This is a genomic window from Mesorhizobium sp. M0152, assembly GCF_040322415.1.
Lineage (GTDB): Bacteria > Pseudomonadota > Alphaproteobacteria > Rhizobiales > Rhizobiaceae > Mesorhizobium.
Genome location: NZ_JAMYTH010000001.1, coordinates 365,653 through 390,606, shown reverse-complemented (window position 1 = coordinate 390,606; position 24,954 = coordinate 365,653). Strand labels below are relative to the sequence as shown.

At 62.0% G+C, this 24,954-nt stretch carries 24 protein-coding genes; 16 read left to right on the top strand and 8 right to left on the bottom strand.

Annotation, left to right across the window (positions count from 1 at the left end; translation table 11 throughout):
- Window position 1: 1 nt before the first annotated feature.
- Window positions 2-1,534 carry an acyl-CoA carboxylase subunit beta gene (locus tag NKJ26_RS01950; protein ID WP_352693265.1) on the bottom strand — a complete coding sequence of 511 codons (1,533 nt, stop codon included), beginning with the start codon at window positions 1,532-1,534 and terminating at the stop codon, window positions 2-4.
- Window positions 1,535-1,935: 401 nt separating this feature from the next.
- Here NKJ26_RS01950 and NKJ26_RS01945 point away from each other — a divergent pair, with 401 nt between their 5' ends.
- Window positions 1,936-3,357 carry a DEAD/DEAH box helicase gene (locus NKJ26_RS01945; RefSeq protein WP_352693263.1) on the top strand — a complete coding sequence of 474 codons (1,422 nt, stop codon included), beginning with the start codon at window positions 1,936-1,938 and terminating at the stop codon, window positions 3,355-3,357.
- A gap of 105 nt (window positions 3,358-3,462) precedes the next feature.
- On the opposite strand, the gene NKJ26_RS01940 is transcribed toward NKJ26_RS01945, so the two are convergent.
- Together NKJ26_RS01940 and NKJ26_RS01935 are read right to left on the bottom strand one after the other, a co-directional pair.
- Complete coding sequence (locus NKJ26_RS01940) at window positions 3,463-4,437, bottom strand: alpha/beta hydrolase (protein ID WP_352693261.1); 975 nt, start codon at window positions 4,435-4,437, stop codon at window positions 3,463-3,465.
- Between the two features lie 99 nt (window positions 4,438-4,536).
- On the bottom strand, window positions 4,537-5,358 hold the full coding sequence (locus tag NKJ26_RS01935; protein WP_352693259.1) for an SDR family oxidoreductase: 822 nt from the start codon (window positions 5,356-5,358) through the stop codon (window positions 4,537-4,539).
- A 224-nt stretch (window positions 5,359-5,582) separates the two neighbouring features.
- Here NKJ26_RS01935 and NKJ26_RS01930 point away from each other — a divergent pair, with 224 nt between their 5' ends.
- From NKJ26_RS01930 to NKJ26_RS01910, 5 genes are all read left to right on the top strand, one after another.
- A complete protein-coding gene (locus NKJ26_RS01930) occupies window positions 5,583-6,617 on the top strand; it encodes a cysteine synthase A (RefSeq protein WP_352693257.1) in 1,035 nt (344 codons plus the stop codon).
- Window positions 6,617-7,357 (top strand): alanyl-tRNA editing protein, encoded by a 741-nt coding sequence (locus NKJ26_RS01925; protein WP_352693255.1) that lies wholly within the window; start codon window positions 6,617-6,619, stop codon window positions 7,355-7,357. The genes NKJ26_RS01930 and NKJ26_RS01925 overlap by 1 nt, the downstream gene beginning before the upstream one ends.
- A 34-nt stretch (window positions 7,358-7,391) precedes the next feature.
- Window positions 7,392-8,258, top strand: coding sequence for a 3-mercaptopyruvate sulfurtransferase (sseA, locus tag NKJ26_RS01920; RefSeq protein WP_352604451.1), 867 nt, complete (start codon window positions 7,392-7,394; stop codon window positions 8,256-8,258).
- A gap of 5 nt (window positions 8,259-8,263) precedes the next feature.
- A complete protein-coding gene (locus NKJ26_RS01915) occupies window positions 8,264-8,827 on the top strand; it encodes a GNAT family N-acetyltransferase (RefSeq protein WP_352604449.1) in 564 nt (187 codons plus the stop codon).
- A gap of 109 nt (window positions 8,828-8,936) precedes the next feature.
- The gene (locus tag NKJ26_RS01910) at window positions 8,937-9,404 is read left to right on the top strand and encodes a DUF1203 domain-containing protein (protein WP_352693253.1); all 468 of its coding nucleotides are present in this window, start codon (window positions 8,937-8,939) and stop codon (window positions 9,402-9,404) included.
- Between the two features lie 228 nt (window positions 9,405-9,632).
- Here the strand turns inward: NKJ26_RS01910 and NKJ26_RS01905 are convergent, their stop codons facing one another.
- The gene (locus tag NKJ26_RS01905) at window positions 9,633-10,937 is read right to left on the bottom strand and encodes an outer membrane protein (RefSeq protein WP_352693251.1); all 1,305 of its coding nucleotides are present in this window, start codon (window positions 10,935-10,937) and stop codon (window positions 9,633-9,635) included.
- A 212-nt stretch (window positions 10,938-11,149) separates the two neighbouring features.
- Window positions 11,150-12,265 carry an alanine dehydrogenase gene (gene ald / locus NKJ26_RS01900; protein ID WP_027026995.1) on the bottom strand — a complete coding sequence of 372 codons (1,116 nt, stop codon included), beginning with the start codon at window positions 12,263-12,265 and terminating at the stop codon, window positions 11,150-11,152.
- Window positions 12,266-12,422: 157 nt separating this feature from the next.
- Here ald and NKJ26_RS01895 point away from each other — a divergent pair, with 157 nt between their 5' ends.
- Window positions 12,423-12,896: an Lrp/AsnC family transcriptional regulator gene (locus NKJ26_RS01895; protein WP_027026996.1), complete on the top strand. Its 474-nt coding sequence runs from the start codon at window positions 12,423-12,425 to the stop codon at window positions 12,894-12,896.
- Here NKJ26_RS01895 and NKJ26_RS01890 read toward each other — a convergent pair.
- A complete protein-coding gene (locus NKJ26_RS01890; RefSeq protein ID WP_352693312.1) occupies window positions 12,893-13,498 on the bottom strand; it encodes a 5-formyltetrahydrofolate cyclo-ligase in 606 nt (201 codons plus the stop codon). The genes NKJ26_RS01895 and NKJ26_RS01890 overlap by 4 nt on opposite strands.
- Before the next feature lie 222 nt (window positions 13,499-13,720).
- Between NKJ26_RS01890 and NKJ26_RS01885 the strand changes: the two genes are divergently transcribed.
- Together NKJ26_RS01885 and NKJ26_RS01880 are read left to right on the top strand one after the other, a co-directional pair.
- Entirely contained in the window at window positions 13,721-14,986 is a 1,266-nt protein-coding gene (locus NKJ26_RS01885; RefSeq protein ID WP_352693249.1) for an NAD(P)/FAD-dependent oxidoreductase, read from the top strand.
- Between the two features lie 152 nt (window positions 14,987-15,138).
- The gene (locus NKJ26_RS01880) at window positions 15,139-17,118 is read left to right on the top strand and encodes a bifunctional 2',3'-cyclic-nucleotide 2'-phosphodiesterase/3'-nucleotidase (protein WP_352693247.1); all 1,980 of its coding nucleotides are present in this window, start codon (window positions 15,139-15,141) and stop codon (window positions 17,116-17,118) included.
- 135 nt (window positions 17,119-17,253) lie between these two features.
- Here NKJ26_RS01880 and NKJ26_RS01875 read toward each other — a convergent pair whose 3' ends face one another.
- Window positions 17,254-18,510, bottom strand: a complete 1,257-nt coding sequence (locus tag NKJ26_RS01875) for a class I SAM-dependent methyltransferase (protein ID WP_352693246.1) — start codon at window positions 18,508-18,510, stop codon at window positions 17,254-17,256.
- A 446-nt stretch (window positions 18,511-18,956) separates the two neighbouring features.
- Here NKJ26_RS01875 and NKJ26_RS01870 point away from each other — a divergent pair, with 446 nt between their 5' ends.
- From NKJ26_RS01870 to kdsA, 4 genes are all read left to right on the top strand, one after another.
- The gene (locus NKJ26_RS01870; protein ID WP_352604435.1) at window positions 18,957-19,091 is read left to right on the top strand and encodes a hypothetical protein; all 135 of its coding nucleotides are present in this window, start codon (window positions 18,957-18,959) and stop codon (window positions 19,089-19,091) included.
- Between the two features lie 284 nt (window positions 19,092-19,375).
- Window positions 19,376-19,666, top strand: a complete 291-nt coding sequence (locus NKJ26_RS01865) for a Dabb family protein (RefSeq protein ID WP_352604468.1) — start codon at window positions 19,376-19,378, stop codon at window positions 19,664-19,666.
- Window positions 19,667-19,803: 137 nt separating this feature from the next.
- Window positions 19,804-20,691 carry a VOC family protein gene (locus NKJ26_RS01860; protein ID WP_352693244.1) on the top strand — a complete coding sequence of 296 codons (888 nt, stop codon included), beginning with the start codon at window positions 19,804-19,806 and terminating at the stop codon, window positions 20,689-20,691.
- The gene (gene kdsA / locus NKJ26_RS01855; RefSeq protein ID WP_352693242.1) at window positions 20,688-21,533 is read left to right on the top strand and encodes a 3-deoxy-8-phosphooctulonate synthase; all 846 of its coding nucleotides are present in this window, start codon (window positions 20,688-20,690) and stop codon (window positions 21,531-21,533) included. Before NKJ26_RS01860 ends, kdsA begins: the two co-directional genes overlap by 4 nt.
- A 107-nt stretch (window positions 21,534-21,640) precedes the next feature.
- Here kdsA and NKJ26_RS01850 read toward each other — a convergent pair whose 3' ends face one another.
- Complete coding sequence (locus NKJ26_RS01850) at window positions 21,641-21,766, bottom strand: hypothetical protein (protein ID WP_352604429.1); 126 nt, start codon at window positions 21,764-21,766, stop codon at window positions 21,641-21,643.
- 198 nt (window positions 21,767-21,964) lie between these two features.
- Here NKJ26_RS01850 and eno point away from each other — a divergent pair, with 198 nt between their 5' ends.
- The 3 genes from eno to pdhA all read left to right on the top strand — a co-directional run bounded on the left by eno (window position 21,965) and on the right by pdhA (window position 24,949).
- The gene (gene eno, locus NKJ26_RS01845; RefSeq protein WP_352693240.1) at window positions 21,965-23,239 is read left to right on the top strand and encodes a phosphopyruvate hydratase; all 1,275 of its coding nucleotides are present in this window, start codon (window positions 21,965-21,967) and stop codon (window positions 23,237-23,239) included.
- 155 nt (window positions 23,240-23,394) lie between these two features.
- Window positions 23,395-23,718: an FtsB family cell division protein gene (locus NKJ26_RS01840; protein ID WP_352604425.1), complete on the top strand. Its 324-nt coding sequence runs from the start codon at window positions 23,395-23,397 to the stop codon at window positions 23,716-23,718.
- Window positions 23,719-23,911: 193 nt separating this feature from the next.
- Entirely contained in the window at window positions 23,912-24,949 is a 1,038-nt protein-coding gene (gene pdhA, locus NKJ26_RS01835) for a pyruvate dehydrogenase (acetyl-transferring) E1 component subunit alpha (RefSeq protein WP_352604423.1), read from the top strand.
- Window positions 24,950-24,954: the final 5 nt, after the last annotated feature.

Genomic DNA, 24,954 nt, shown 5'->3' with positions numbered 1-24,954 from the left:
GTCACAGCGGAATGTTGTCGTGCTTCTTCCAGGGGTTCTGCATGTCCTTGTTGCGCAGCATCCGGAGCGCGCGGGCGATGCGGCGTCGGGTCGAGTGCGGCATGATCACCTCATCGACGTATCCGCGCTCCGCGGCGACGAAAGGCGACAGGAAGCGATCCTCGTAAGCCTTTGTATGAGCCGCGATTTTTTCGGCATCGCCGATGTCCTTGCGATAGATGATCTCGACCGCCCCCCTGGCGCCCATCACCGCGATCTGCGCCGTCGGCCAGGCATAGTTCATGTCGCCGCGTAGATGTTTCGACGCCATCACGTCATAGGCGCCCCCATAGGCCTTTCTGGTGATGACGGTGATCTTCGGCACGGTTGCCTCGGCATAGGCGAACAGAAGCTTCGCGCCATGTTTGATCAGCCCGCCATATTCCTGCGCCGTCCCCGGCAGGAAGCCTGGGACGTCGACGAAGGTGACGATCGGGATCGAGAAACAGTCGCAGAAGCGCACGAAGCGCGCGGCCTTGCGGCTGGCGTCCGAATCGAGCACGCCGGCCAGCACCATCGGCTGGTTGGCGACGAAGCCGACCGTGCGGCCCTCGACGCGCCCGAACCCGGTGACGATATTTTTGGCGAAACTCTGCTGGATCTCGAAGAAGTCGCCCTCGTCGGCAACTTTAATGATCAATTCCTTGATATCGTAGGGTTTGTTGGCATTGTCGGGGATCAGCCGGTCGAGCGACAAATCATGGTCGGCGACCGACTGATAGCATTCGATCTCGGGGAGTTCCGAAGTGTTGGAGGCAGGCAGCAGATCGATCAGCCGGCGCATCTGCAAAAGCGCCTCGACGTCATTGTCATAGGCGCCATCGGCGATCGAGGATTTGGTCGTGTGGACGGAGGCGCCTCCGAGGCTCTCGGCTGTCACCGTCTCATTGGTGACGGTCTTCACCACATCCGGCCCGGTGACGAACATGTAGGATGTGTCCCGCACCATGAAGATGAAGTCGGTCATCGCAGGCGAATAAACGTCGCCGCCGGCGCAAGGCCCCATGATCACGGAAATCTGCAGAATGACGCCGGAGGCGAGCACATTGCGCTGAAAGATCTCGGCATAGCCGCCGAGCGCCGCCACGCCCTCCTGGATGCGCGCTCCGCCAGCATCGTAGAGGCCGATGATCGGCGCGCGGTTGCGCAGCGCCATCTCCTGCACCTTGATGACTTTTTCGGCATGCGCCTCAGAGAGCGAACCGCCGAACACGGTAAAGTCCTTGGCGAAGAGATAGACCGGACGGCCGTTGACGGTACCCCAGCCGGTGACGACGCCATCGCCGGCGATCTTCGTCTTCTCCATGCCGAAGTCGGTCGAGCGGTGCTCGACATACATGTCGAACTCCTCGAAAGATCCTTCGTCGAGAAACACCTCGATGCGTTCGCGCGCGGTGAGTTTGCCCTTCTTGTGCTGGGCATCGATGCGGGCCTGTCCGCCGCCCATGCGGGCAATCTCGCGGCGGCGCTCGAGTTCCTTGAGTACATCCTTCATCGGTTACCTCCCAGGCCAGCGGCATCCGTGGTAATCGTGCCGGTAAGCGAGCGCAAGCGCCGCTTACGTCGTGGCATTTGTTGCGCTGCAACATGCCGCCCTTGCATTTCGGCGCGAACTAAGCCATATGCACGGCATAGGCGCTTGGGCCGGGAGCGAATCCGGCCTTCTCGATGAATGAGACTGGTTGCGTCTGTTTTCCCTCTTTCCTGCTGATCGGCACCGATTGGTTAGCAAGGTGGCGAAAAAGCCCCGTGGCATGACGCCTGCGGGCACGACAGCGCAGCCGCGCGGACGAAACCGTCCGCCGCCTTGTCGTTCCATAACAGTTTTCCGACGGCAGGTTGCGCCCTGCCGCCATTGATGTTTGCGGCCAGAGGCCGCGTGAAAGAAGAAATATTTTGACCAACGAAAACACTTTGCCCGGCAAGGACACTGGGGAACTCTCCGGTTTCGCGGCACTGGGAATTACGGGTGCGCTGCTCAAGGCCACCCATGCCGCCGGTTTCACCGACCCGAAGCCGATCCAGATGCAGGCCATCCCGCCACAGCTGGAAGGCCGTGACATATTCGGCATCGCACAGACCGGCTCCGGCAAGACCGCGGCCTTCGCGCTGCCGATCCTGTCGAAGATCATCGCGCTCGGTACCAAGCGGCGCGCCAAGACGGCTCGCGCGCTCATTCTTGCGCCGACACGCGAACTTGCCGTGCAGATCGAGGACACCATCAAGATCCTCGCCAAGGGCGCACATGTTTCGACGGCACTCGTGCTGGGCGGCGTTTCGCGTTTCAGCCAGGTGAAGAAGGTTGCTCCCGGGGTCGACATCCTGATTGCCACCCCAGGCCGGTTGACCGACCTGGTGCGAGAGGGCGACCTCATTCTCTCCGACACCAAATGGCTGGTGCTGGACGAGGGCGACCGCATGCTCGACATGGGCTTCATCAACGACGTCAAGCGCATCGCCAAGGCGACCGCGCCCGACCGCCAGACGGCGCTGTTTTCGGCCACCATGCCGGACGAGATCGCCGAACTCGCCAAGGGCCTCTTGAAGAACCCCGTTCGTGTCGAGGTCTCGCCGCAAAGCACGGCGGCGGTCGAGATCGTGCAGGGCGTCGTTTTCGCCCGCACCAAGCAGAAGCGCCAGGTGCTGTCGACGATGCTCGCCGACGAGGCGATGAGGTCCGTCATCATCTTTTCGCGCACCAAGCATGGTGCCGACCGGGTGACCAAGGATCTTGAGCGCGACGGCTTCAAGGCCGCCGTCATCCACGGCAACAAGTCGCAGAACGCCCGTCAGAAGGCGCTGAACGACTTTCGCGATGGATCGGTGCGCATCCTGGTCGCGACCGACATCGCGGCGCGCGGCATCGACGTCCCCGGCATCAGCCATGTCGTGAATTTCGACCTGCCGGACGAAGCCGAGAGCTATGTCCACCGTATCGGCCGCACCGGCCGCAACGGCATGGACGGCATCGCCATCACGCTTTGCGATCCTTCGGAAAACAGCAAGTTGCGCCAGGTGGAGCGCATCATCCGCACCAAGCTGCCGATCGTTGCCGACCATCTCGGCAGCCCCGATCCGCAGCGCAATCCGGCTGAAAAGAACGAGCGCTTCGAACCGGCCAATGATCGCAACGACCGCAATGGCCGTCGCGACGGCAGGCGGCCCGGTGGCGAGAGCAAGGGCAACGGTTTTGGCAAGAAGCGCTTCGGCGACAAGCCGGCCTTCGCCGGCGAACGCAAGCCGGAGGGCGCCAAGCCCTTCAAGGGCAACAACAAACGCCGCTTCGGCGGCAAGCGCCCCGCGGCGCGCGCTGCTTAAGTCTCATCGCGCGCATCGGCCAGGCCATGAGGCCTTGGCTTGTGACTGACAAACAAAGGGCGACCGCAGCAATCCTGCGGTTGCCCTTTGCGTTTGATACCGGGCTTACTTGACCACGGCCTCGATCCAGACGCCGATCCTTTGCACCAGAAAGGCCGTCGTCGACGGTGACAGGGCGTCGCCGGCAATCACATGATCGTCGGGGTCGCCGGTGTCGTCGACCGGCACCAGTTCGTGCGGCGCGCCCCACCGGCCGGCGATTTCACGTGTGCGGTCGGGCCGTACCACCTTGTCCGAATCCGAAAAGATGAACAGCGCAGGGATATCAGCCTTCTCCACTGGCGCGCCGTAGGCGAGCTCGGTCAGAGCCTGCATCGGCTGCGTCGCGGCGATCGGATATTTGGTGGTCCAGAATTTCTCGTGCAGCGCGTTTCGCGGCACGTAGCTGCGTTCCTTGCCGGCGACGAGTTCGGCGATCTGTTTGCCCCATGGCATGGTCAGGATCTCGGCGCCGGAGGCCTTGACGCCGAAATTGGGCGAGATGAATGCGATCGCCGCCACCCCGTCCGACGCGCCTGGCTGCGTTGCCGCCCAGGCCGCCAGCGAACCGCCGGTCGAGGTCGAGATGACGATCACCTTGTCCCCGATCGCCCGGCCGATGGCGAGCGCCTCCTCATAGTCGTTGATCCAGGCATTGACGCTGGCTTGCGTCATCGCCGCTCCGTCCTGCCCGTGGCCGGTCAAGCGGGTGTAGAAGAGATTGGCGTCGAACTGGTCGGCTACCTCGTCGGCCAACGGCCTGACCTCGCCCTTCGACGCGGAGAAGCCGTGGACATAGACGATCGATAGCGACGTCCTGGCATGCACCATCGGATTGGCCCAGACGATCTCCTTCTCCAGCCCGTCACGGATGCCGGATACGGTGGCCTCCACCTTTGCCACGTAGGCCTGCGGATCGTCACCGATGACGGACGCGTCGAAACGGATATTTGTGTCGACGGGAACGCGAGGGCCAAGCACGAAAACCAGTGCGAGGATGGCGACGAGGCCCAGCACAGCAAGCACGATTCGTCGCCCCATCGCAGACCTCACGCAAAGAATGTCTCAACCTATGATGGCGGCCGCAAGCAGGCAACGGCCGGCCATCGCGCCGATTTCCGCCAATCCAGTGGACTGTGTTTATTCGCTCGGCGGCTTGCGGTCGTAATTCAGCGGCCGTGCCTTCCAGCTCGTCATCATGCTGATCACCGATCGGCATAAAGGCCTCGGCAGCAGGCTGAGCAGTTTCAGTGGCCAACTCGTCCGGTACGGGAAAGTGACCTCGAAGCCGCCGGACTTGATGCCCCGCGCCATCCGGCGCGTCGCCCGGCTGACCGGCATCAGCCCGGGCATCGGCAGCATGTTCTTTTCGGTCAGTGGCGTGTCGATGAAGCCCGGATTGATCACCTGGATGCGCACATTCATCTTGTCGAAATCGTATTTCAGCGACTCGGCCAGGATGTTGATCGCGGCCTTGGTGCCGCCATACGCGGCCGTGGTCGGCCAGCCGAAATAGGCGGTGACCGAGCCGACCAGAACGATATGGCCGCGCGCCCTGACACGCATATGCTCGAGGACCGGCACCAGCCCATTGATGATACCGAAATAGTTGACCTCGAAAGACCGCCGAAAGTCTTTGACGACGAGGGCCTCGCCCGGCGTCGAGATGTAATTTCCGGCATTGAAGACCGCCAGCACGATGGGGCCGAGTTCCTTCTCGATCGCGGCGACCGTTCTTGCCATGCGCGGCTCGTCGGTGACGTCGCAGGGAAAGGCCGTGACGCTGCCCGGCATCTGGGCCGTCTCGACGAGAAGCGTGTCGATCGGATCGTTGTCGAGCGCCGTCACCGCCACGGCATAGCCTTGGGACGCAAGATCCCTGGCCAGCGAGCGGCCGATGCCGCTGCTGCCGCCCGTGATCCAGGCGACGCCGTGCTTGGGGTCGGCCCGGTAGAGTGTCATGCTGCGCCCCGTCGAGTTGTTGGTGTCCTGCTCTAGCCGTGAAGAAATCGAATGAAAAGAGTGCTTTTCGGCCGCGGGTGCAAATGAACCGTGCGATATCGATCCGTTTTCGCCGGCATCCACGCACCGCAGTGCTGGAATGCGACTGGACCAGACGAATTCTTGCCTTGAAACCGAAGCTTCGGGTTTCTAGGGTTTCGCTGCACGCACACAAGGAATCTTGAATGCCCCGTTCTGTGATCGACGCGATCGGCAACACGCCTCTGATCCGCCTCAACAAAGCTTCCGAAGCAACCGGCTGCGAGATTCTGGGCAAGGCCGAGTTCATGAACCCGGGACAGTCGGTCAAGGATCGCGCCGGCCTGTTCATCATCCGCGACGCCGAGCAGCGCGGCCTGTTGGCGCCTGGTGGGGTTATCGTCGAGGGAACGGCCGGCAACACGGGCATTGGGCTGACGCTGGTTGCCAAGGCGCTCGGCTATCGCACCGTCATCGTCATTCCGGACACGCAGAGCCAGGAAAAGAAGGACACGATCCGGCTGCTCGGCGCCGAGTTGATCGAAGTGCCGGCCGTGCCCTACAAGAATCCGAATAACTACGTGAAACTGTCGGGACGGCTGGCCGAGCAGATGGCCAAGACCGAACCGAACGGCGCCATCTGGGCCAACCAGTTCGACAATGTCGCCAACCGCGACGGGCATATCCGCACCACGGCGCAGGAGATCTGGGCCCAGACCGGCGGCAAGGTCGATGGTTTTGTCTCGGCTGTCGGCTCCGGCGGCACGCTCGCCGGTGTCGCTTACGGGTTGAAGGCAAAGAGCAAGGACGTCAAAATCGCGCTCGCCGATCCGCTGGGCGCCGCGCTCTACAGTTTCTACACCAGCGGTGAATTGAAGTCCGAGGGCAGCTCGATCACCGAAGGCATTGGGCAGGGCCGCATCACCGCCAATCTCGATGGCTTCACGCCGGATTTTTCGTTCCAGATTCCGGACGAAGATGCGCTGCCGATCGTCTTCGACCTGATCCAGGAAGAAGGCCTCTGCGTCGGCGGCTCGACCGGCATCAACATCGCCGGGGCGATCCGGCTTGCCAGGGAATTGGGCCCCGGCCACACCATCGTGACCATGCTTTGCGACTACGGCACGCGCTACCAGTCGAAGCTGTTCAACCCGGAATTCCTGCGTGAGAAGAAACTGCCGGTGCCAGGCTGGATGGAGCTGAAGAGCAGGATTTCTGTGCCGTTCGAAAAGGTCGCGTGATGGCGCACAAGACGCAATCGCTGTTTCGCGACGATGCCTATCTGCGCACGACGAACGCGGCGGTGATCGCCATCAATGACCGCGGCATTATCCTCGACCGGACGATCTTCTACGCCACCTCGGGCGGTCAACCGGGCGATACCGGCTATCTCGAACGTACCGACGGCAGCCGCGTCGCCATAGCCGCCACCATCTCGGGTGAAACCAAGGACGAGATCATCCATGTGCCGGCGCCAGAGCAGGCCGCGCTCGAGCCAGGTGAACGTCTGAGCCTGGCGATCGACTGGGAGCGGCGGCACCTTTTGATGCGCATGCATGCGGCTTGCCACCTGCTGACCGTCGTCTGCCCGTTCCCGATCACGGGTGCGGCGGTTTCCGAAGACGACAGCCGCGTTGATTTCGACATGCCCGACGCCAGCTTCAGCAAGGAAGAGGTGACGGCTGGCCTGATGGATCTGGTGCGAGCCGATCACCCGATCTTCACCAGACTGATCAGCGACGAGGACCTGGCCGACAATCCTGGCCTGGTGAAGTCCAAGAATGTCCGGCCGCCGGTCGGCACAGGCAGCATCCGCCTGGTCTGCATCGGCGACAATGCTTCGGTGGACAGCCAGCCTTGCGGCGGTACGCATGTCAGAAGCACCGGCGAGATCGGGGAAATCCATATCGGTAAGATCGAGAAGAAGGGTCGTGAAAACAGGCGCTTCCGGATACGCTTCGGCCCGATGCCGGCGATCTGACGCGCAAGTCTTCGACCAGCGAACAGGAGAAGAAATGGCCCAGGACAGTCCTTTCACCGTCGACGCGGATTGGCTGCAGCAGCGCTTGGGCGAGCCGGGGCTGACGATCATCGATGCGTCCTGGTACCTGCCGGCCCAAAAACGCGATGCGCGCGCCGAATATGACGCCGCGCACATTCCGGGGGCCCGCTTCCTCGATCAGGATGCCGTCTCCGATCCGGACGCCGCTTTGCCGCATACGCTGCCGTCGCCGCAGCATTTCGCGCAATATGTCGGTGCGATGGGCGTTACGGCAGATGATACGATCGTCGTCTATGACGGTCCGGGCTTCTTCTCGGCGCCCCGGGCATGGTGGATGTTCCGGGTGATGGGCGTTTTCCAGACCTATATCCTGGACGGCGGCTTTGATGGCTGGAAAGCGGCTGGCCGGCCGGTGACGGCCGAGCCGACGAAGATAGCGCCAAGTGTGTTCTATGCCGATTTCGACGCCAGTCGCGTCGCCGGCCTCGCCGATATGCGCCGGATCGTCGACACCGGGGAAAGCCAGATCGCCGATGCCCGTGGACCGGGCCGCTTTACGGGCACGGAGCCCGAACCTCGTGCGGGTATCCGCTCCGGCCACATGCCGGGCGCGCGCAATCTCCCGTATTCGGCATTGTCGGAAAACGGTGTGCTGTTGCCGAAGGACCGGCTGCGCAAGGTGATCGAAGGCGCCGGCATCGATCTGTCGAAGCCTGTCATCACCTCTTGCGGCTCCGGCGTCACGGCTGCCGTGGTCACCCTGGCATTGGAGACGCTTGGCCACACCGACAACAGGCTTTACGACGGCTCATGGACCGAATGGGGCGGGCTCTCCGACACGCCCGTGGTGACCGGTCCCGCTGCGACCGGCAAGGAATGACAACGATGGAAAACGGCGCGCTGCAGGACATCGAGGTCACGGTGACGTTTCTCGAAATGCATGCCCCGCCGGCCGCCTCGCCACCGATGCCTTACAACCGGCAGGTCGCACTGTTGAAGACCAAGGATATTCCATTGCATTTTTACCGCTACCTGATGGATCGGGTGGGGCGCAAATGGCATTGGGTCAATGTGCTGAGGCTGAGTGACGACGAGCTTTCGGCCGGCATCCACCGTGAGGATCGCGACATCAGGGTGCTCTATCTCGACGGCGCACCGGCGGGGTTTTTCGATCTCAAGCCGCATTTGCCCGAGGAGGTGGAACTGGCCTATTTCGGCATGATGGAGCATGCCACAGGGCAAGGTCTGGGCCGTTGGTTCCTCGGTTCCGCGATCTCTGCCGCGTGGTCGTACGGGCCAAAACGGGTGACGGTGCAGACTTGCACGCTCGATCACCCGGCGGCTTTGCCGCTCTATCAAAAGCTTGGGTTCGCGCCGGTCGCGCAGAAGAAGGAAGTCGTACACCCGCTGCCTTTCGCCGAGCGTTCGGCGAGCGTCATGCGGCCGTGACGCAGGCTCGGACCTGAACCGATCGCTGACATCCTTGGCAGGAATCGGGTGGGAAGACCGGCTGTGGGGGCACATAATTTCCGGGTCAACGACGCCGGAGATTTTCGCCATGACCGTTCAATTCAAAGCCTTGCCGACCGAAAATGTGAGAGCCTTGCAGCGCGGTAGCCCTGACGCTTACGGTCGCACCCCGGAGCGACAGATTTCCGACGGCGATGGCATGCCTTGTCGGCACTGCTTGAAGAACATTGCCGCGGGTGACGCCTATCTCATTGTGGCCTACCGGCCATTTCCGGACCTTCAGCCCTACGCCGAAACCGGGCCGATTTTTTTGCATGCGAAAGAATGCGCTCGTGCCGCGGAGAACGGGGAACTCCCCGAGATTCTCGAAAGCCCCGACTACATCGTCCGCGGCTATGGCAGGGATAATCGCATCGTCTACGGCAGCGGCGGCGTCATTCCCACCGGAGCAATTGTTGCGCGGGCCGAGAGTCTGTTCGAACGCGACGATATTGCCTACGCCCATGTCCGCTCGGCACGCAACAATTGCTACCAGTGCCGCATCGAGCGTGCTTGAGGCGCGGAGTTGCGCGCCGACTCTGTCGCACTCCCGTCGCATAGTTGCGGTAGGAAGGGATCGTCGATCGATTGGCGACCGCGGATGAACCGGCGGCAATCTCGATATCGAGGAAGCGGGGCTTTGGCTCCGCTTTTTTGTTGCCTGCTTTTTCTTCGCGATAGCCTTCGGCAACGAAAAAGCCCGCCGGCATGGCCGACGGGCTTGGACTGTAGCCTGGAGGACCTTTTAGTTGAACTTGTACTTCGCGCCGAGGCGCACGGTGTGGAAGGAAGAGGTGGCGGTGAGGGTGTCGTCAGGCGCACCGAACTCCGAGGAAAGATCCTTCTTGGCGAAAAGCGAATAGCGATATTCGAGACCGACAGTGACGTTGCTGGACAGAGCCGTTTCCAGACCGCCACCAACCGAGAAGCCGCTGGAGCCCCAGTCGAGGATATCGCCGACCGGGTCGGAAGCGTTCAGATCGAAATGCTGCCAGCTGTAGCCGGCAAGCGCGTAGGCGAGGGTCGATTCGTTGACCTTCATACCGACGCGGCCAAGCACGTCGAAGCCGTAGTCGGTATCCACATTGATCGATCCGCCGCCGAGGTCCAGCTTGGAGGTCATGCCGGAATACCGGGCGTCGACCATCACGCCTGCAACCCAGTTGCCGAACTCATGGTCGTAGCCGACGTTCAATTCACCGAAAACACCTTCGCCGCCGAGGCCGTTGAATTCCAGATCGCCGAACGGCGAAACGTTGATCTGATGCACGGAGGCACCCGAGCCAAGACCGCCGCCGACGTAGAAGCCGGTCCAATTGTAAGCGGGAGTCTCGAAGGCAGCACCACCGCCATTCTGCGCATTGAAGCGATAGTTGGCAGCGACCTGGAAGGTATGCCGCGACGTATCGAGATTGAGCAGGCCATCCGGAGCGCCGACAAGGCCGGCCTCGGACAGGAGATCACCCTTGGTGCCAAAGCGGGTATAACGATATTCGGTCTTGATCGTCCAATTGCTGTTAAGGGCCGTTTCAACGCCGGCCCCGACAAAGTATCCGCTCTGGTCCCAGTCGAAGCCGAAGCCGGCGTTCGTGTCGAGCTTGTACTTCTGCCAGGAATAGCCGCCGAGCACGTAGCCCAGAGTGTTTGGTGTGAAGAGATAACCTGCACGCAAACCGGCATCGAAGCCGTAGGTCTCCTGGATCGAAGCGCTCAGTCCGCCAGCATCCAGCGTGGTTTCGACATTACCGACGTGAGCGTCCAACAGTCCGCCGAGCAGGAAGCGCGGTGAGACCATGTAGTCGTAGCCAACCGTCAATTCACCGTAAACGCCTTCGCCGCCAATGCCGTTCAGCGAAATGGGAGCAAAATCGCTGCCCAGTTCGTGGACATTGGCTCCGGCGCCGACACCAAACCCGACATAGACACCGCTCCAGTTAAAGCCGGACGCTTCGACCGGCTGCGCCACATCAGCCGCATGCGCGACAGACATCAAAGCCAAAGCTGAAACGGCACCAAAAAGAATAGATTTCGCAGATGTGCGAATAAACATAGCCCGTACCCCTGATAAATAACCCCAAGTCATTCCTATCAGGGGTTCGGCAAATTTAGGAATGACAAAAATGCAACACTGGTGGGCAAAGTGACGTTACGGCACATGTTTCAGCGCCGAATGCTTGGAAACGGGCTAGGCGGCAGTGGCCCTCAAAGAAAACCCGCCGGCATGAACCGGCGGGGTGACAGGAGAAAGCCCTTCAGGGTGAATCAGGCGGCGAGAACGGCTTTCGGCTCGACTAGGTCATAGCCGAGCGCCTCGGCGACCGCACGGTTGGTGATCTTGCCCTTGTGGACATTGAGGCCGTTGCGCAGATGGTGGTCGTCGACCAATGCCTTCAGGCCCTTGTCGGCGAGCTGCAGACCGTAGTGGAGCGTCGCGTTGTTGAGCGCGTGGGCCGAGGTGACAGGCACCGCGCCGGGCATGTTGGCGACGCAATAGTGGATGACCCCGTCGACCTCGTAGGTCGGCTCGGCATGGGTGGTCGCATGCGAGGTTTCGAAGCAGCCGCCCTGATCGATGGCGACGTCGACCAGCACTGAACCCTTCTTCATGCCCGACAGCATTTCGCGCGACACGAGCTTGGGCGCGGCGGCACCCGGGATCAGCACGGCTCCGACGACGATATCGGCTGAAAAGCATTCTTCCTCGAGCGCTTCGACGGTGGAATAGCGCGTGTGGACGCGGCCGGCAAAGAGGTCGTCGAGCTGGCGCAGCCGCGGGATCGAGCGGTCGATAATGGTGACGTCGGCGCCGAGGCCGACCGCCATGCGGGCCGCGTGCAGGCCGACGACGCCGCCGCCGAGCACCGTGACCTTGCCGGGCAGCACGCCGGGCACGCCGCCGAGCAGCACGCCACGGCCGCCATTGGCCTTCTGCAGCGCCGTGGCGCCGGCCTGGATCGACAGGCGGCCGGCAACTTCCGACATCGGCGCCAGCAGTGGCAGGCCGCCACGGTCGTCGGTCACCGTCTCATAGGCGATCGCCGTCACGCCGGAAGCGAGCAAGCCCTTGGTCTGCTCAGGATCCGGAGCCAAATGGAGATAGGTATAGAGAATCTGGCCGTCGCGCAGCTGGGCCCATTCATTGGGCTGCGGCTCCTTGACCTTGACGATCATGTCCGACTTGGCGAACACGTCGGCGGCCGTCTTGGCGATGGTTGCCCCGGCGGCGCGATAGGCGTTGTCATCGGCGCCGATGCCGGCACCGGCTCCGGTCTCGACCAGCACCTCATGGCCATGGGCGACATATTCGCGGACCGAGCCGGGCGTGAGGCCGACACGATATTCGTGGTTCTTGATTTCCTTGGGGCAGCCGACGCGCATTTTTCTTCTCCTGATCCGGCCCTTTTGGGCTCACTCCCTGTATCAACGAAGTGAACCATGAATCGCTGCGCAGGTGTTTGCGAATGCGCTTGCGCTAACAGGCGGGTTTCGATAATCGTTGCGCGAAATTGCAAGATATTCGCAGGATTCACGAAAAATGCCGCTCGACAGGATCGATATCGCCATTCTCGAGACATTGCAGAAGGAGGGGCGGATACCCAATGCGGCGCTTGCCGAAAAGGTGGGCCTGTCGCAATCGGCCTGCTCGCGCCGGCTCGACAATCTGGAGAAATCCGGAACCATCCGCGGCTATCATGCACGGCTCTCCAACGCGGCGCTTGGTCATCAGATGACGGCGATCGTCCACATATCGTTGTCGGGGCAATTCGAAAAGACGCTGTCGGATTTCGAAGCCGCGATCAAGCGCTGCCCGAACGTTCTGTCTTGCCACCTGATGTCGGGCGAATATGATTACATCCTGCGCATCGCTGCGAAGGATCTTGTCGACTACGAGCGCATCCACAAGGAATGGCTGTCGGCGATGCCGCATGTGACGAAGATCAACTCGTCCTTTGCGTTGCGCGAGATTGTCGACCGCACGGCCATGGGCATGAAGCCCGAAATGGCCTAGCTGGCTTCGAATGCCTCGGTAACGATCCGGTCCATCGGGATATCGTGCGGCTGCGGGTAGATGGTGACGATGCGCTGCAGCTCGTAGCCGACGCCGATGACCAGCGGCTTGAACGGCATCGCAGCCAGTGTGCGATCGAAAAAACCGCCGCCATAGCCCAGCCGATAGTTTGTCGGGTCGATGCCGACGATCGGCGAGATGACGATGTCGGGCAGCACCGGATCGCCCTCGGCCGGTATCGGGATGTTCCATACGCCTTTTTCCAACCGGTCGCCCGGTCTGTACGCACGGAAGATAAGCGGCTGCGCTTTCTCGACGACGATGGGCAGCGCGGTGCGGCCGCCGCGTGCGTTGATGGTGGCCACCCACGGCCGCAAGTCGGGCTCGCCGCGAAACGGCCAATAAAGACTGACCATGCGGCCGGCGACGTCGCCGATGACAGCGTCCAGACCTTCGGCGATGCGTTGCGACATCGCCGTTCGGGCATCGGCTGAAACCGCCAGCCGGGCAGCGATAAGTCGCTCGCGCTCGGCCTTGCGCCAGCGCCTCACATCGGTCCAGTCGCTCAAGGGCGCGCGGAACTCGGGATCGAGCTCGTGCATGAAACAAGGCGGCGAAGAATACTGCGCCGGACCTTGGTCTCCGGGATCTTTGGCCACGCGTTACCTTTCGTGCGGTTTCGGACAGGCTATACCCGGTGGCGGCGGCTGACATGTTGCATTCACGACATCCAGCGACGAGTCCCAGGCAGGTGTCCGGCATTGTTGCGCTGCACAAAATACCTACATTGAGACGGGAGCTTACATCGTTCTGGAGTGGATGAGATGAACCGGAACAGCCATCACGTCGTCGTTGTCGGCGCGGGTTTCGGCGGCCTCGAATTCACCCGCGCGCTTGCCGACGCTTCGGTGCGTATCACCATGATCGACAAGCGCAACCACCATCTTTTTCAGCCGCTTCTCTACCAGGTGGCAACCACGGCGTTGGCAACCTCCGAGATTGCCTGGCCGATCCGCCACCTCCTGCGCAAACGCAAGGATGTGACGACGCTGCTCGCCAACGTCAACGGCGTCGACCGTGCCGGCAAAAATGTCCTGCTCGAGGACGGCAGCGCCATCGCCTACGACACGCTGGTGCTCGCGACCGGCGCTCGCCACGCGTATTTCGGCCATGACGAATGGGAACCCTTCGCACCAGGGCTGAAAACGCTGGAAGACGCCACCGCCATCCGGCGACGCATTCTTCTGGCCTTCGAGCAGGCCGAGCGCGAAACCGATCCTGCCAGACGCTGGGCGCTGCTCACGCTGGCGATCGTCGGTGGCGGGCCGACCGGCGTGGAGCTGGCCGGCACCATCGCCGAACTGGCGCATGACGCGCTACGCGGTGAATTCCGCAACATCGATACCGGGCAAGCGCGCGTGGTGCTGATCGAGGCCGGCGACCGCATCCTCGCCAACTTTGCGCCCGACCTTTCCGCCTATGCTGCGAAGGCGCTCGAGCGGCTGGGCGTGACGATCGAGCTCGGGCGGGCCGTCACACGTTGCGACGCCGAGGGCGTCGTCTTTGGCGACAAGCAGCTGGCGGCGAAGACGATCCTGTGGGCGGCGGGCGTTGCCGCTTCGCCAGCCGCCGAATGGCTCGGCACACCGGCGGACCGGGCGGGCAGGGTGCTCGTCGAGCCAGACTTGACCGTTCCGGGCAGCCCGGAGATTTTCGTGATCGGAGATGCCGCGCATGTGCCGCGCCCTGACGGGCGGCTCGTTCCCGGGGTGGCGCCTGCCGCCAAGCAGGAGGGCCGGCATGTTGCCGCCACGCTGAAAGCCCGGCTCGCCGGCGACACGAGCCCGCGGCCGTTCCGCTACAGGCATGACGGCGATCTGGCGACGATCGGCAAGCGGGCAGCCGTGATCGACTTCGGCTGGATGAAGCTGACCGGTTGGCCGGCGTGGTGGCTGTGGGGACTTGCCCACATCTATTTCCTGATCGGCTTTCGCAACCGGCTTGCGGTTTCGCTGAGCTGGCTATGGATCTACGCCACGGGCCAGCGCAGCGCGCGCCTGATCACGCAAGGAGACGACGACAAGGGCTGATATTCTTTCGCCTGCGCCTGTTCATCGGCGCGTCATCTGTTGCTGATCGACTGACGGTCCGATGCGCAACTTCTCGGATGGACTCGGATGGGTTTTCAGCGCGAAGTTCGCTTCGGGGCAGGGCTCGTCAGGTCGTCGAAGAAGGAGAAAACATGTCGCAACTGCTCCATCCCGTCTCTCGCCGCGGTCTCCTTGCCGGCGCCGCCGCCACGGGGGCATTGATCATGCTTCATCCCTTCTCCGCCCGCGCGCAGACCAACCAGGCGCATCTGAGAATCATGGAAACCACCGACATCCATGTGAACGTGCTGCCCTACGACTATTACGCCGACAAAGCGAACGACACGATGGGCCTGTCGCGCACGGCGTCGCTGATCGATGCCGTGCGCAAGGAAGCCGTCAATTCGATGCTGATCGACAATGGCGACCTGCTGCAAGGCAATCCGATGGGCGATTACATTGCCTATGAGAAAGGCCTCAAGGACGGCGATCTGCATCCGATCATGAAAGGCATGAACCTGCTCGGCTACGAATGCTCGACGCTCGGCAACCACGAGTTCAACTACGGCCTGTCGTTCCTGGACAAGGTGCTGGCCGGCGCCAATTTTCCCTTTGTCTGTGCCAATTTGATCCGGGGCACCGAGCTTGCGGCCAACCCGCGCGACGACAAGCTCTATCTGAAGCCCTATGTCATCCTCGACAAGAAGATCAAGGACGGTGCAGGCGCCGAACAGCCGATCAGGATCGGCATTATCGGCTTCGTGCCGCCGCCGATCATGGTCTGGGACCTGAAGAACCTCGAGGGCAACGTCAAGACGCGTGACATCGTCGAGGCAGCCAAGGCCTGGGTGCCGCAGATGAAGGAGGAGGGCGCCGATATCGTGGTTGCTCTCTCGCATTCCGGCATCGACGTGAAGCAGGGCGATATGATGGAGAACGCATCGTTCTTCGTCGCTGGCGTCGATGGCATCGACGCGGTGTTTACTGGTCACCAGCATCTGGTCTTCCCCGGCAAGAAGGATTTCCAGTCGCTTGAGGGCGTCGATGCCCAGAAGGGCACGTTGCAGGGCAAGCCTGCCGTCATGGGCGGCTTCTGGGGCTCGCATATGGGGCTGATCGACCTGATGCTGGAGCGCGACGGATCGAAATGGAAGGTCGTTTCCGCTACGTCGGAGGCACGGCCGATCTTCGAACGCGTCGACAACAAGAACAAGCCGACCGTGCCGGACGACAACCGCATCATCGCCGCGCTCGAACAGGACCACCAGGCGACACTGGCCTATGTGCGACGCCCCGTCGGCAAGACCTCCGCGCCGCTCTATTCTTATTTTGCGCTGGTCGCCGACGATCCGTCGGTGCAGGTCGTAAGCCAGGCGCAGACCTGGTACCTCCGCGATATCCTGAGGAACACGCAATGGAAGGACGTGCCGCTGCTGTCCGCCGCCGCACCCTTCAAGGCTGGCGGGCGCAACGGCGCCGATTACTATACCGACGTCCCGGCGGGCGACATCGCCATCAAGAATGTCGCCGACCTCTATCTCTATCCCAACACCGTGCGCGCCGTCGAAATCACCGGTGCTGATGTCAAGGAATGGCTGGAAATGTCGGCCGGCATCTTCAACAGGATCGAGCCGGGCAAGCCCGACCAGTCCCTCATCAATACCGATTTCCCATCCTACAATTTCGACGTCATCGACGGCGTCGTCTACAGGATAGACCTGTCGCAGCCGCCGAAATACGATCCTAAGGGTGGACTGGCGAACGCTGGCACCAACCGTATCGTCGACTTGATGTTCGACGGAAAACCAATTGATCCAAATCGGAAATTCGTCGTCGCGACGAATAATTACCGGGCCGGCGGTGGCGGCAATTTCCCAGGCATCGAAGCCTCGAAAATCATCTATGAGGCGCCGGATACCAATCGCGACGTCATCGTTCGCTATATCGTGAATCAGGGCACGATCAATCCGTCGGCGGACGACAACTGGTCGTTCGCGCCGCTGCCCGGAACCAGCGTGATGTTCGAAACCGGCGCTAAGGCGAAGGATTTCATCACCGAGGTGAAGTCGCTGAAGATCGAGCCGGCGGGCGAGGGCGAAGCGGGTTTTGCGAAATACCGCATCACCCTTTGATCATCGATATCCTGCCGTGCGTCGTCGGGCGAATATTCCAATGCGCCCGCACAAACGCAAAGGCCTTCCATTGTAGGCAGGACCGGCCTCGACGTCGGCCTGCCGCAGGCAGCGAAACGCGGTCAGCGCGTTGGGCTACGCCTTGTAGACCACTTGGCGCACGTCGATATAGCTGGCGCGGAAGCCGGCTTCGCAATAGTGCAGGTAGAACTCCCAAAGCTTCTTGAAGCGGTCGTCGAAGCCGAGCGGAACGATCTTCTCCCACGAAGCCCGGAAGCGATGGCGCCATTCGGCGAGCGTGCGCGCATAATCGTCCGGAAACACGCGCTCGCGCAGATGAGCAAGGCCGTGATCCCTGCCGAGCGCCTTCAGGATCGACGGCGTCGGCAACATGCCGCCCGGAAAGACATAGCGCTGGATGAAATCCGGCCTGGCGCGATAGGTGTCGTAGGCCGCTTCATTGATGGTGATGATCTGCAGGCCCGCGGTGCCGCCGGGTCTCAGGCAGGCCTTCATCTTGCCGAAAAACACCGGCCAGTATTTCTCGCCGACCGCCTCGAACATCTCGATCGAGGCGATCCGGTCATAGGTGCCGGTTTCGTCGCGATAATCCTGCAGCTTGATGTCGACCTTGTCCGCAAGACCGGCCTTGGCGATGCGCGCCTTGGCGAAGTCGTGCTGCTCGCGGCTGATCGTCAGCCCGGTAACGTGGCAGCCGATCTCGCGTGCAGCGAATTCGGCGAAGCCGCCCCAGCCGCAGCCGATTTCCAGCACGTGGTCATTCGGGCCGATCCCGCTGTCCCTGGCCAGTTCCCGGTATTTGGCGGCCTGGGCGCTTTCCAGGTCGTTGGCGCCGTTCGCGTAGAGTGCGGACGAATAGGTCATGCTCGGATCAAGCCATTCCCTGTAGAAGGCGTTGCCGAGATCGTAATGCGCCGAGATGTTGCGCTTGGAACCGGAAGGTGTGTTTTCGTTGAACCAGTGGCGGATGCGCTGGACCGCGTTGACCACCCAGCTTGCCCCGCCGGCGACCTTCTCGCCGAGGGCGGAGTTGATCACGAACAGCTCGAGGAAACTGGTCACATCCGGGCTTTCCCAATCGCCGTCCATGTAGGACTCGGCAACGCCGATCGTGCCGCAGGCAAAGGCGCGGCCGGGCAGCCGCCAGTTCTTGAGCACCAGTTCGGCCTCGGGGCCCGGCCCCTTGCCACCGACGAGGACGGCACGGCCGTCCGGCATCCTGACCTTCAATGAACCGCGCGGCAGGCTCATCGCCGCCGACAGCACCATGCGCGCCTTGGCTGGCAGGCCCTTGACGATCTCGGCGAAATTGAATTCGTCCAGCTTGACCGCGTCGCCCGGCGTCGTGCCGGAATGATTATCGTAAGCCATGTCGCGCCCCCGGATTTTCGCGATACCCGTGCAATTGCCGGTCGCGCTTTTCGCAGTTCAATTCGCCGGGTCGAACGCCTTTGCCCGACCGGATAGCTGACCGGTTCGGCCATGGGCGAGCTCGAACGAAAGCCGATCGGCCCTTAGAGCTTCAGCGCTTCCCGGTGAATCCCCGCGACAATCTTCCACGTCATGGCGAGGAACTTCAAGAGGCAGGCTGCGGGCAGGGCTAAGCCAAAAGGTGGTTGCGGAACTGCCCTGCTTTGCCCTGTCTGCCGCCAGGATGCCGGCGCGCCATGGGGTGGCCGATATCGGCTACGCAACGGCCGACACCGGGTCTCCCGGAACCGTCGAGGGCGTTTGCCGGTTGATGATCTTCCCACCGCGGCGGCTGGTCGCGTCAAAAACGTCTATGGCCGGCGCCGAGCTTGTGCGATAGCTTAGCCATGCGTTATGTGATCGTCATCTGCGCCATCGCCTTTTTCGTGATCTGGGACGGCCTGTACAATCAGGGCCGGTATCTCGACATCGCGGTCAAGGATTTCTCTCATGTCGTGCGCTACGTGACCGGCAAGGTCTAGATATTCCATCCAACGGCAGCGGGCCGATGCTTCATCCCGCCTCTGTTTTCCCGGAAGATCCCTGTTTTCCCGAAAGATAAAGTTCCGAGCAATTTCAGGCGCGTCGCAAGGACGCGTGGCGCGATGAACGGTTGACGCGAGAAGTCTACCGTCACAAAAGAGCCGGCGTTCAGAGCGTGATCCCGAAAAGTGGAAACTGGTTTTCGGACAAGATCCTGCTCAACCAGACGGAGCCCTATCCCGACCCGTCGGGATGGAACAGGCTCCAGACCGAGGAGGCGGGGTTGATTAGGCATATCGTTTTCTTCAGCGCGCGGCGCAAAGAGGATGTGGAAGCAGTGCGCACCGGCCTGCTGGCGCTTGGCGATATCCCCCACTCCAGCCATTTCGAAGTGACCCTCAACACCAAGGTCGACCCGCTGTCGGACGAGATCGACGTGGTCGTCTATGCGGAATTCGCCGACCACGCAGCGTTGGCCGCCTATAAGGCGCATCCGCTCTATGCCCAGACGACCAGCAAGGTCAAACCATTGCGCGAGCTGCGTTATTCCGCCGATGTCGTTGCCGGGAGCTGACCCTGGCCTGCTTCAGCAGATGGCTTTTCGACGTCCCGATGAAGCATGTGCAGGCGCGCCCAGCACGTTCCCGGCCTTTCGCCAAGATCGCGATCAAGTCTTGAACCACTCCTCGGAATGATGCACATCGCGCCCGCATGACCCGAACAACAGCCGCCGGCACTCATCCGCTCGATCATCTGGTACTGCCGACGCAGAGCCTCGATGTGGCGCGGGCCAGGCTCACCTCGCTGGGTTTCGTCGTCGCCCCAACCGGCATTCATCCCTTCGGAACGGAGAACTGTTGCGTTTTCCTCGCCGACGGCACCTATCTGGAGCCGCTTGCGATCGGCAGCGCACAGGTTGCGACGAAGGCTGTGGCCGCGGGCAATGTCTTCGTCGCGCGTGACCGCGTCTATCGCGAGAGCCTCGGCGACGAGGGATTTTCCGCGCTGGTTCTCGGCACCGGCGATGCCGAGGCCGATCACGCGCGCTATGTCGAAGCCGGTCTGTCGGCGGGAGATACGTTGAGCTTTTCGCGCGCTTTCACCGACACGGCGGGAAAAAGCGATGTCGCGGCGTTCAAGCTTGCCTTCGCTTCCGGCAGCAAGGATACCGACGCTTTCTTCTTCGCCTGCCAACGCATCAACGCGCCGAGAGTGGACCGCGCTGCTTTGCAGGCCCACGCCAATGGTTCCACCGGCATCGTCGAAGTGGTGGCGGTCAGCGACCAACCTGCCGGACAGCATCGGCTGGTTTCCGTGGCGGCGGACGATGCCGCTGGCGGGCAAGGTGGTGTATTCCGTTTGCCGAATGCAACCTTGAGCGTGCTCGATCCCGCGTCTTTCACCACGCGCTTCGGCGTTCCGGCCGGTTCACCGACGAAACTTCGCTTCGCTGCGGTCGTCTTTGCAGTCCGGAGCGCGGATGTCACATCGAGGCTGCTTGCATCCAATTCCATCCGACACGATATGTCGGGCAATGATATTGTCGTGCAGCCGGCATCCGGACAGGGCGCGGCCTTCATCTTCCGGGAGACCCCATGAGCAAGCCCCTGGCACCCAATTCGTCGGTAACCGTCGGCAACGTCGTCTTCGACAACAAGGCGGCCTTGTCGCTGATCGCCGGCCCCTGTCAGTTTGAATCGCGCCAGCACGCCTTCGACATGGCCGGCGCGCTGAAGGAACTGACGGGCAGGCTCGGCATAGGCCTCGTCTACAAGACCAGCTACGACAAGGCCAATCGCACCTCGCTATCGGCGACGCGCGGCGCCGGCATGGACGCGGCACTGCCGGTCTTCGACGAACTGCGCAAGGAATTTTCGCTCCCGGTGCTCACCGATGTGCACACCGAGGAACAGTGCGCGATCGTCGCGCCGCATGTCGATGTGCTGCAGATTCCAGCTTTCCTGTCGCGCCAGACCGACATGCTGGTCGCCGCCGCCAGGACCGGCAAGGTGATCAATGTGAAGAAAGGACAATTCCTCGCCCCTTGGGATATGAAGAACGTGGTCGCCAAGATCACCGGCTCCGGCAACGCCAACGTGCTGACTACGGAACGCGGCGCGTCCTTCGGCTACAACACGCTGGTGTCCGACATGCGCGCTTTGCCCGTTATGGCCGAGATCGGCGCTCCGGTGATCTTCGACGCCACGCATTCGGTTCAGCAGCCGGGCGGGCAGGGTGGTTCGTCCGGTGGCGAGCGTCGCTTCGTCGAGACGCTGGCACGCGCGGCTGTCGCCGTCGGTGTCGCCGGCGTGTTCATCGAGACGCACCAGGACCCGGACAATTCGACCTCTTCCGATGGCCCCAACATGCTGCCGCTGAAAGACATGCCGGCACTCCTGGAAAGGTTGATGGCGTTCGACCGGGTGGCGAAAGCCCGCTGAGCGCGGTGCATCGTCCACCGATTGCCGACGCTTGTGATTCTACCAACGAACCGCCCAGCTACCAAAGGGCCCGTTTCGGGGCCTTTTTTGGGGAGGCGATGCGATGCCTATTCGCCGATGTGCAACGCCGCCAAAGGCGCCATCGTCTTCGGCGCCGACTGCTGATTGTCGCACGACGTCAGGAACGCAGCCGCGATCAGGAACAGACTGACGATACCGCTCAACTCAGACATGGCGAAACTCCTCCCGTTTCGCCCCGCGCAACAACAGCCATAACCGAAATTCGCGCCTGATGGCATGACTTATGATGACAGAAATTTGCGCTTCGTGAATCGGATAGACGGCAATATTCGCCAAGGGGCCGATTGCCTTTTGCGTCGCTTTGGCTAAGACGTGCGCGACGCTTCGTCAGATCAATCGGGGACATCGCAATGACCGCCATCATCGACATTGTCGGGCGTGAAATCCTGGACAGCCGTGGAAATCCGACCGTCGAGGTCGACGTCGTGCTCGAAGACGGCTCGATGGGCCGCGCCGCGGTGCCGTCCGGCGCCTCGACCGGCGCGCACGAAGCGGTTGAGCTTCGCGACGGCGGCGCCCGCTATCTCGGCAAGGGCGTGCTCAAGGCGGTCGAAGCGGTGAACGGCGAGCTGTTCGAGGCGATCGGCGGCATGGAAGCCGAAAACCAGATACACATCGATCAGACCATGATCGAGCTCGACGGCACGCCCAACAAGAGCAGGCTCGGTGCCAACGCCATTCTTGGTGTTTCGCTGGCGGTGGCCAAAGCCGCGGCCGACGCCGCCGGCCTGCCGCTCTACCGCTATGTCGGCGGCACCAAGGCTCACCTCCTGCCGGTGCCAATGATGAACATCATCAATGGCGGCGCGCACGCCGACAACCCGATCGACTTCCAGGAATTCATGATCCTGCCGGTCGGCGCGCCGACGTTGCGCGAAGGCGTTCGCTGGGGTTCGGAAATCTTCCACACGCTGCGCAAGAAGCTGAAGGATGCCGGCCACAACACCAATGTCGGCGACGAAGGCGGCTTTGCCCCGAACCTGAGGAGTGCGCCGGTGGCGCTGGATTTCATCATGGAATCGATCGAGAAGGCCGGTTTCAAACCGGGCGAGGAGATCGCACTCGGTCTCGATTGCGCGGCGACCGAATTCTTCAAGGACGGCAACTACGTCTATGAAGGCGAGAAGAAGACGCGCGACCCCAAGGCTCAGGCCAAGTATCTCGCCAAGCTCGCCGCCGACTATCCGATCATCTCGATCGAGGACGGCCTGGGCGAGGACGATTGGGAGGGCTGGAAGTACCTGACGGACCTGATCGGCAAGAAGACGCAGCTGGTCGGCGACGATCTGTTCGTCACCAACACGGCGCGCCTGCGCGACGGTATCCGCATGGGCGTTGCCAATTCCATCCTGGTCAAGGTCAACCAGATCGGCTCGCTGACGGAAACGCTGGACGCGGTCGAAACCGCGCATAAGGCCGGCTACACCGCCGTCATGTCGCACCGCTCGGGCGAGACGGAAGATTCGACCATCGCCGATCTCGCCGTCGCCACCAATTGCGGACAGATCAAGACCGGGTCGCTGTCGCGCTCCGACCGCATGGCCAAGTACAACCAGTTGATCCGCATCGAGGAAGAACTCGGCAAGCAGGCGCGCTACGCCGGCAAGTCGGTGCTGAAGGACTGATCCGGAAACGCCGGGTCATCGGATGTTGACCAAGGGCGGGCATTCCCGCCCTTTTTCATTATGCGCCAAGATGATCATCCGTAACCATCCGTTAAGCACAATCGGGCGAAAAAGATCGCAGGCGGCCTGAGTTCGCGGCTGCGAGGACCTGGATCATGTGGACGCGTCAGCACAAGCAGAGAAACACCGGCCGGCTGATCATTCCCTCGCTCTGCGCGGCGTTCCTGGCCTATTTTGGCTTTCACGCCTATCACGGTGAATTCGGCATCAATTCGAAATATCAGCTGGAAGCCCAGACGGTCGCGCTGCAAGCTCAACTCGACGCCGTCAAGGCGCGCCGGATGGAACTCGAGCAGCGTGTCCGGCTCATGCATGACGGCACGCTGGAGAAGGACATGCTCGACGAGCAGGCGCGCAAGGCGCTGAACTTGTCCCAGGCTGACGAAATTACCATCATGCTGCCGGGCTCGGCGAATTAACCGGTATTCCGTTAATCAGCAATATTTTCAATGATTTTAGTCGCTTAGGCGCATGCCAGCTATGCATTTTCGACATGGCGGAACGCGTTCTCACGTGTTAGCCTCCCATAAATCGGTGGGGAGAGCTGATCTTCCCGGAGCAGTTTTGATCCTGCTCTGATGTCCGCAAAGAGACACCAACAGGGAGTGATGCATGGCCACCGCAGCCAGAAAAGCGCCTGCCAAATCCAAATCCGACGGTAAAGCGGGGCTTTCAGCACCCAAGCCTGTCGAGTTCACCAAGGACGAAGAGCTTGCCGCCTACCGGCACATGCTGCTCATCCGCCGCTTCGAGGAGAAGGCCGGCCAGCTCTATGGCATGGGCTTTATCGGTGGGTTCTGCCATCTCTATATCGGCCAGGAAGCAGTCGTTACCGGCATGAAGATGGCGCTGGTCGACGGCGACCAGATGATCACCGCCTATCGTGATCACGGCCACATGCTGGCGATGGAGCTGTCACCGCGTGGCGTCATGGCAGAGCTCACCGGGCGGCGCGGCGGCCTGTCCAGGGGTAAAGGCGGCTCCATGCACATGTTCTCCAAGGAGAAGCATTTTTACGGCGGCCACGGCATTGTCGGCGCGCAGGTCTCGCTCGGCACTGGGCTCGCCTTTGCCAACCGCTATCGGGACAACAACAATGTCTCGCTGACCTATTTCGGCGACGGTGCCGCGAACCAGGGCCAGGTCTATGAAAGCTTCAACATGGCCTCGCTGTGGAAGCTGCCGGTGATCTACATCATCGAGAACAACCGCTACGCCATGGGCACCTCGGTGTCGCGCTCGTCGGCGGAGACCGATTTCTCGCACCGCGGCGCCTCGTTCAAGATTCCCGGCATCCAGGTCGACGGCATGGATGTGCGCGCTGTCAAGGCCGCCGGCGATCTCGCCACCGAATGGTGCCGCGCCGGCAACGGGCCGCTGATCCTCGAAATGCAGACCTATCGCTACCGCGGCCACTCCATGTCGGACCCGGCGAAATACCGCTCCAAGGAAGAAGTGCAGAAGATGCGCTCCGAACGTGACCCGATCGAGCAGGTCAAGGCGCGGCTGATCGAGAAGAAGTGGGCGACCGAGGACGAATTGAAAGCAATCGACAAGGAGGTTCGCGACGTCGTCGCCGACGCCGCCGAATTTGCTCAGAACGACGCCGAGCCGGATCCGTCCGAGCTCTGGACCGACATCGTATTGTAAGGGGC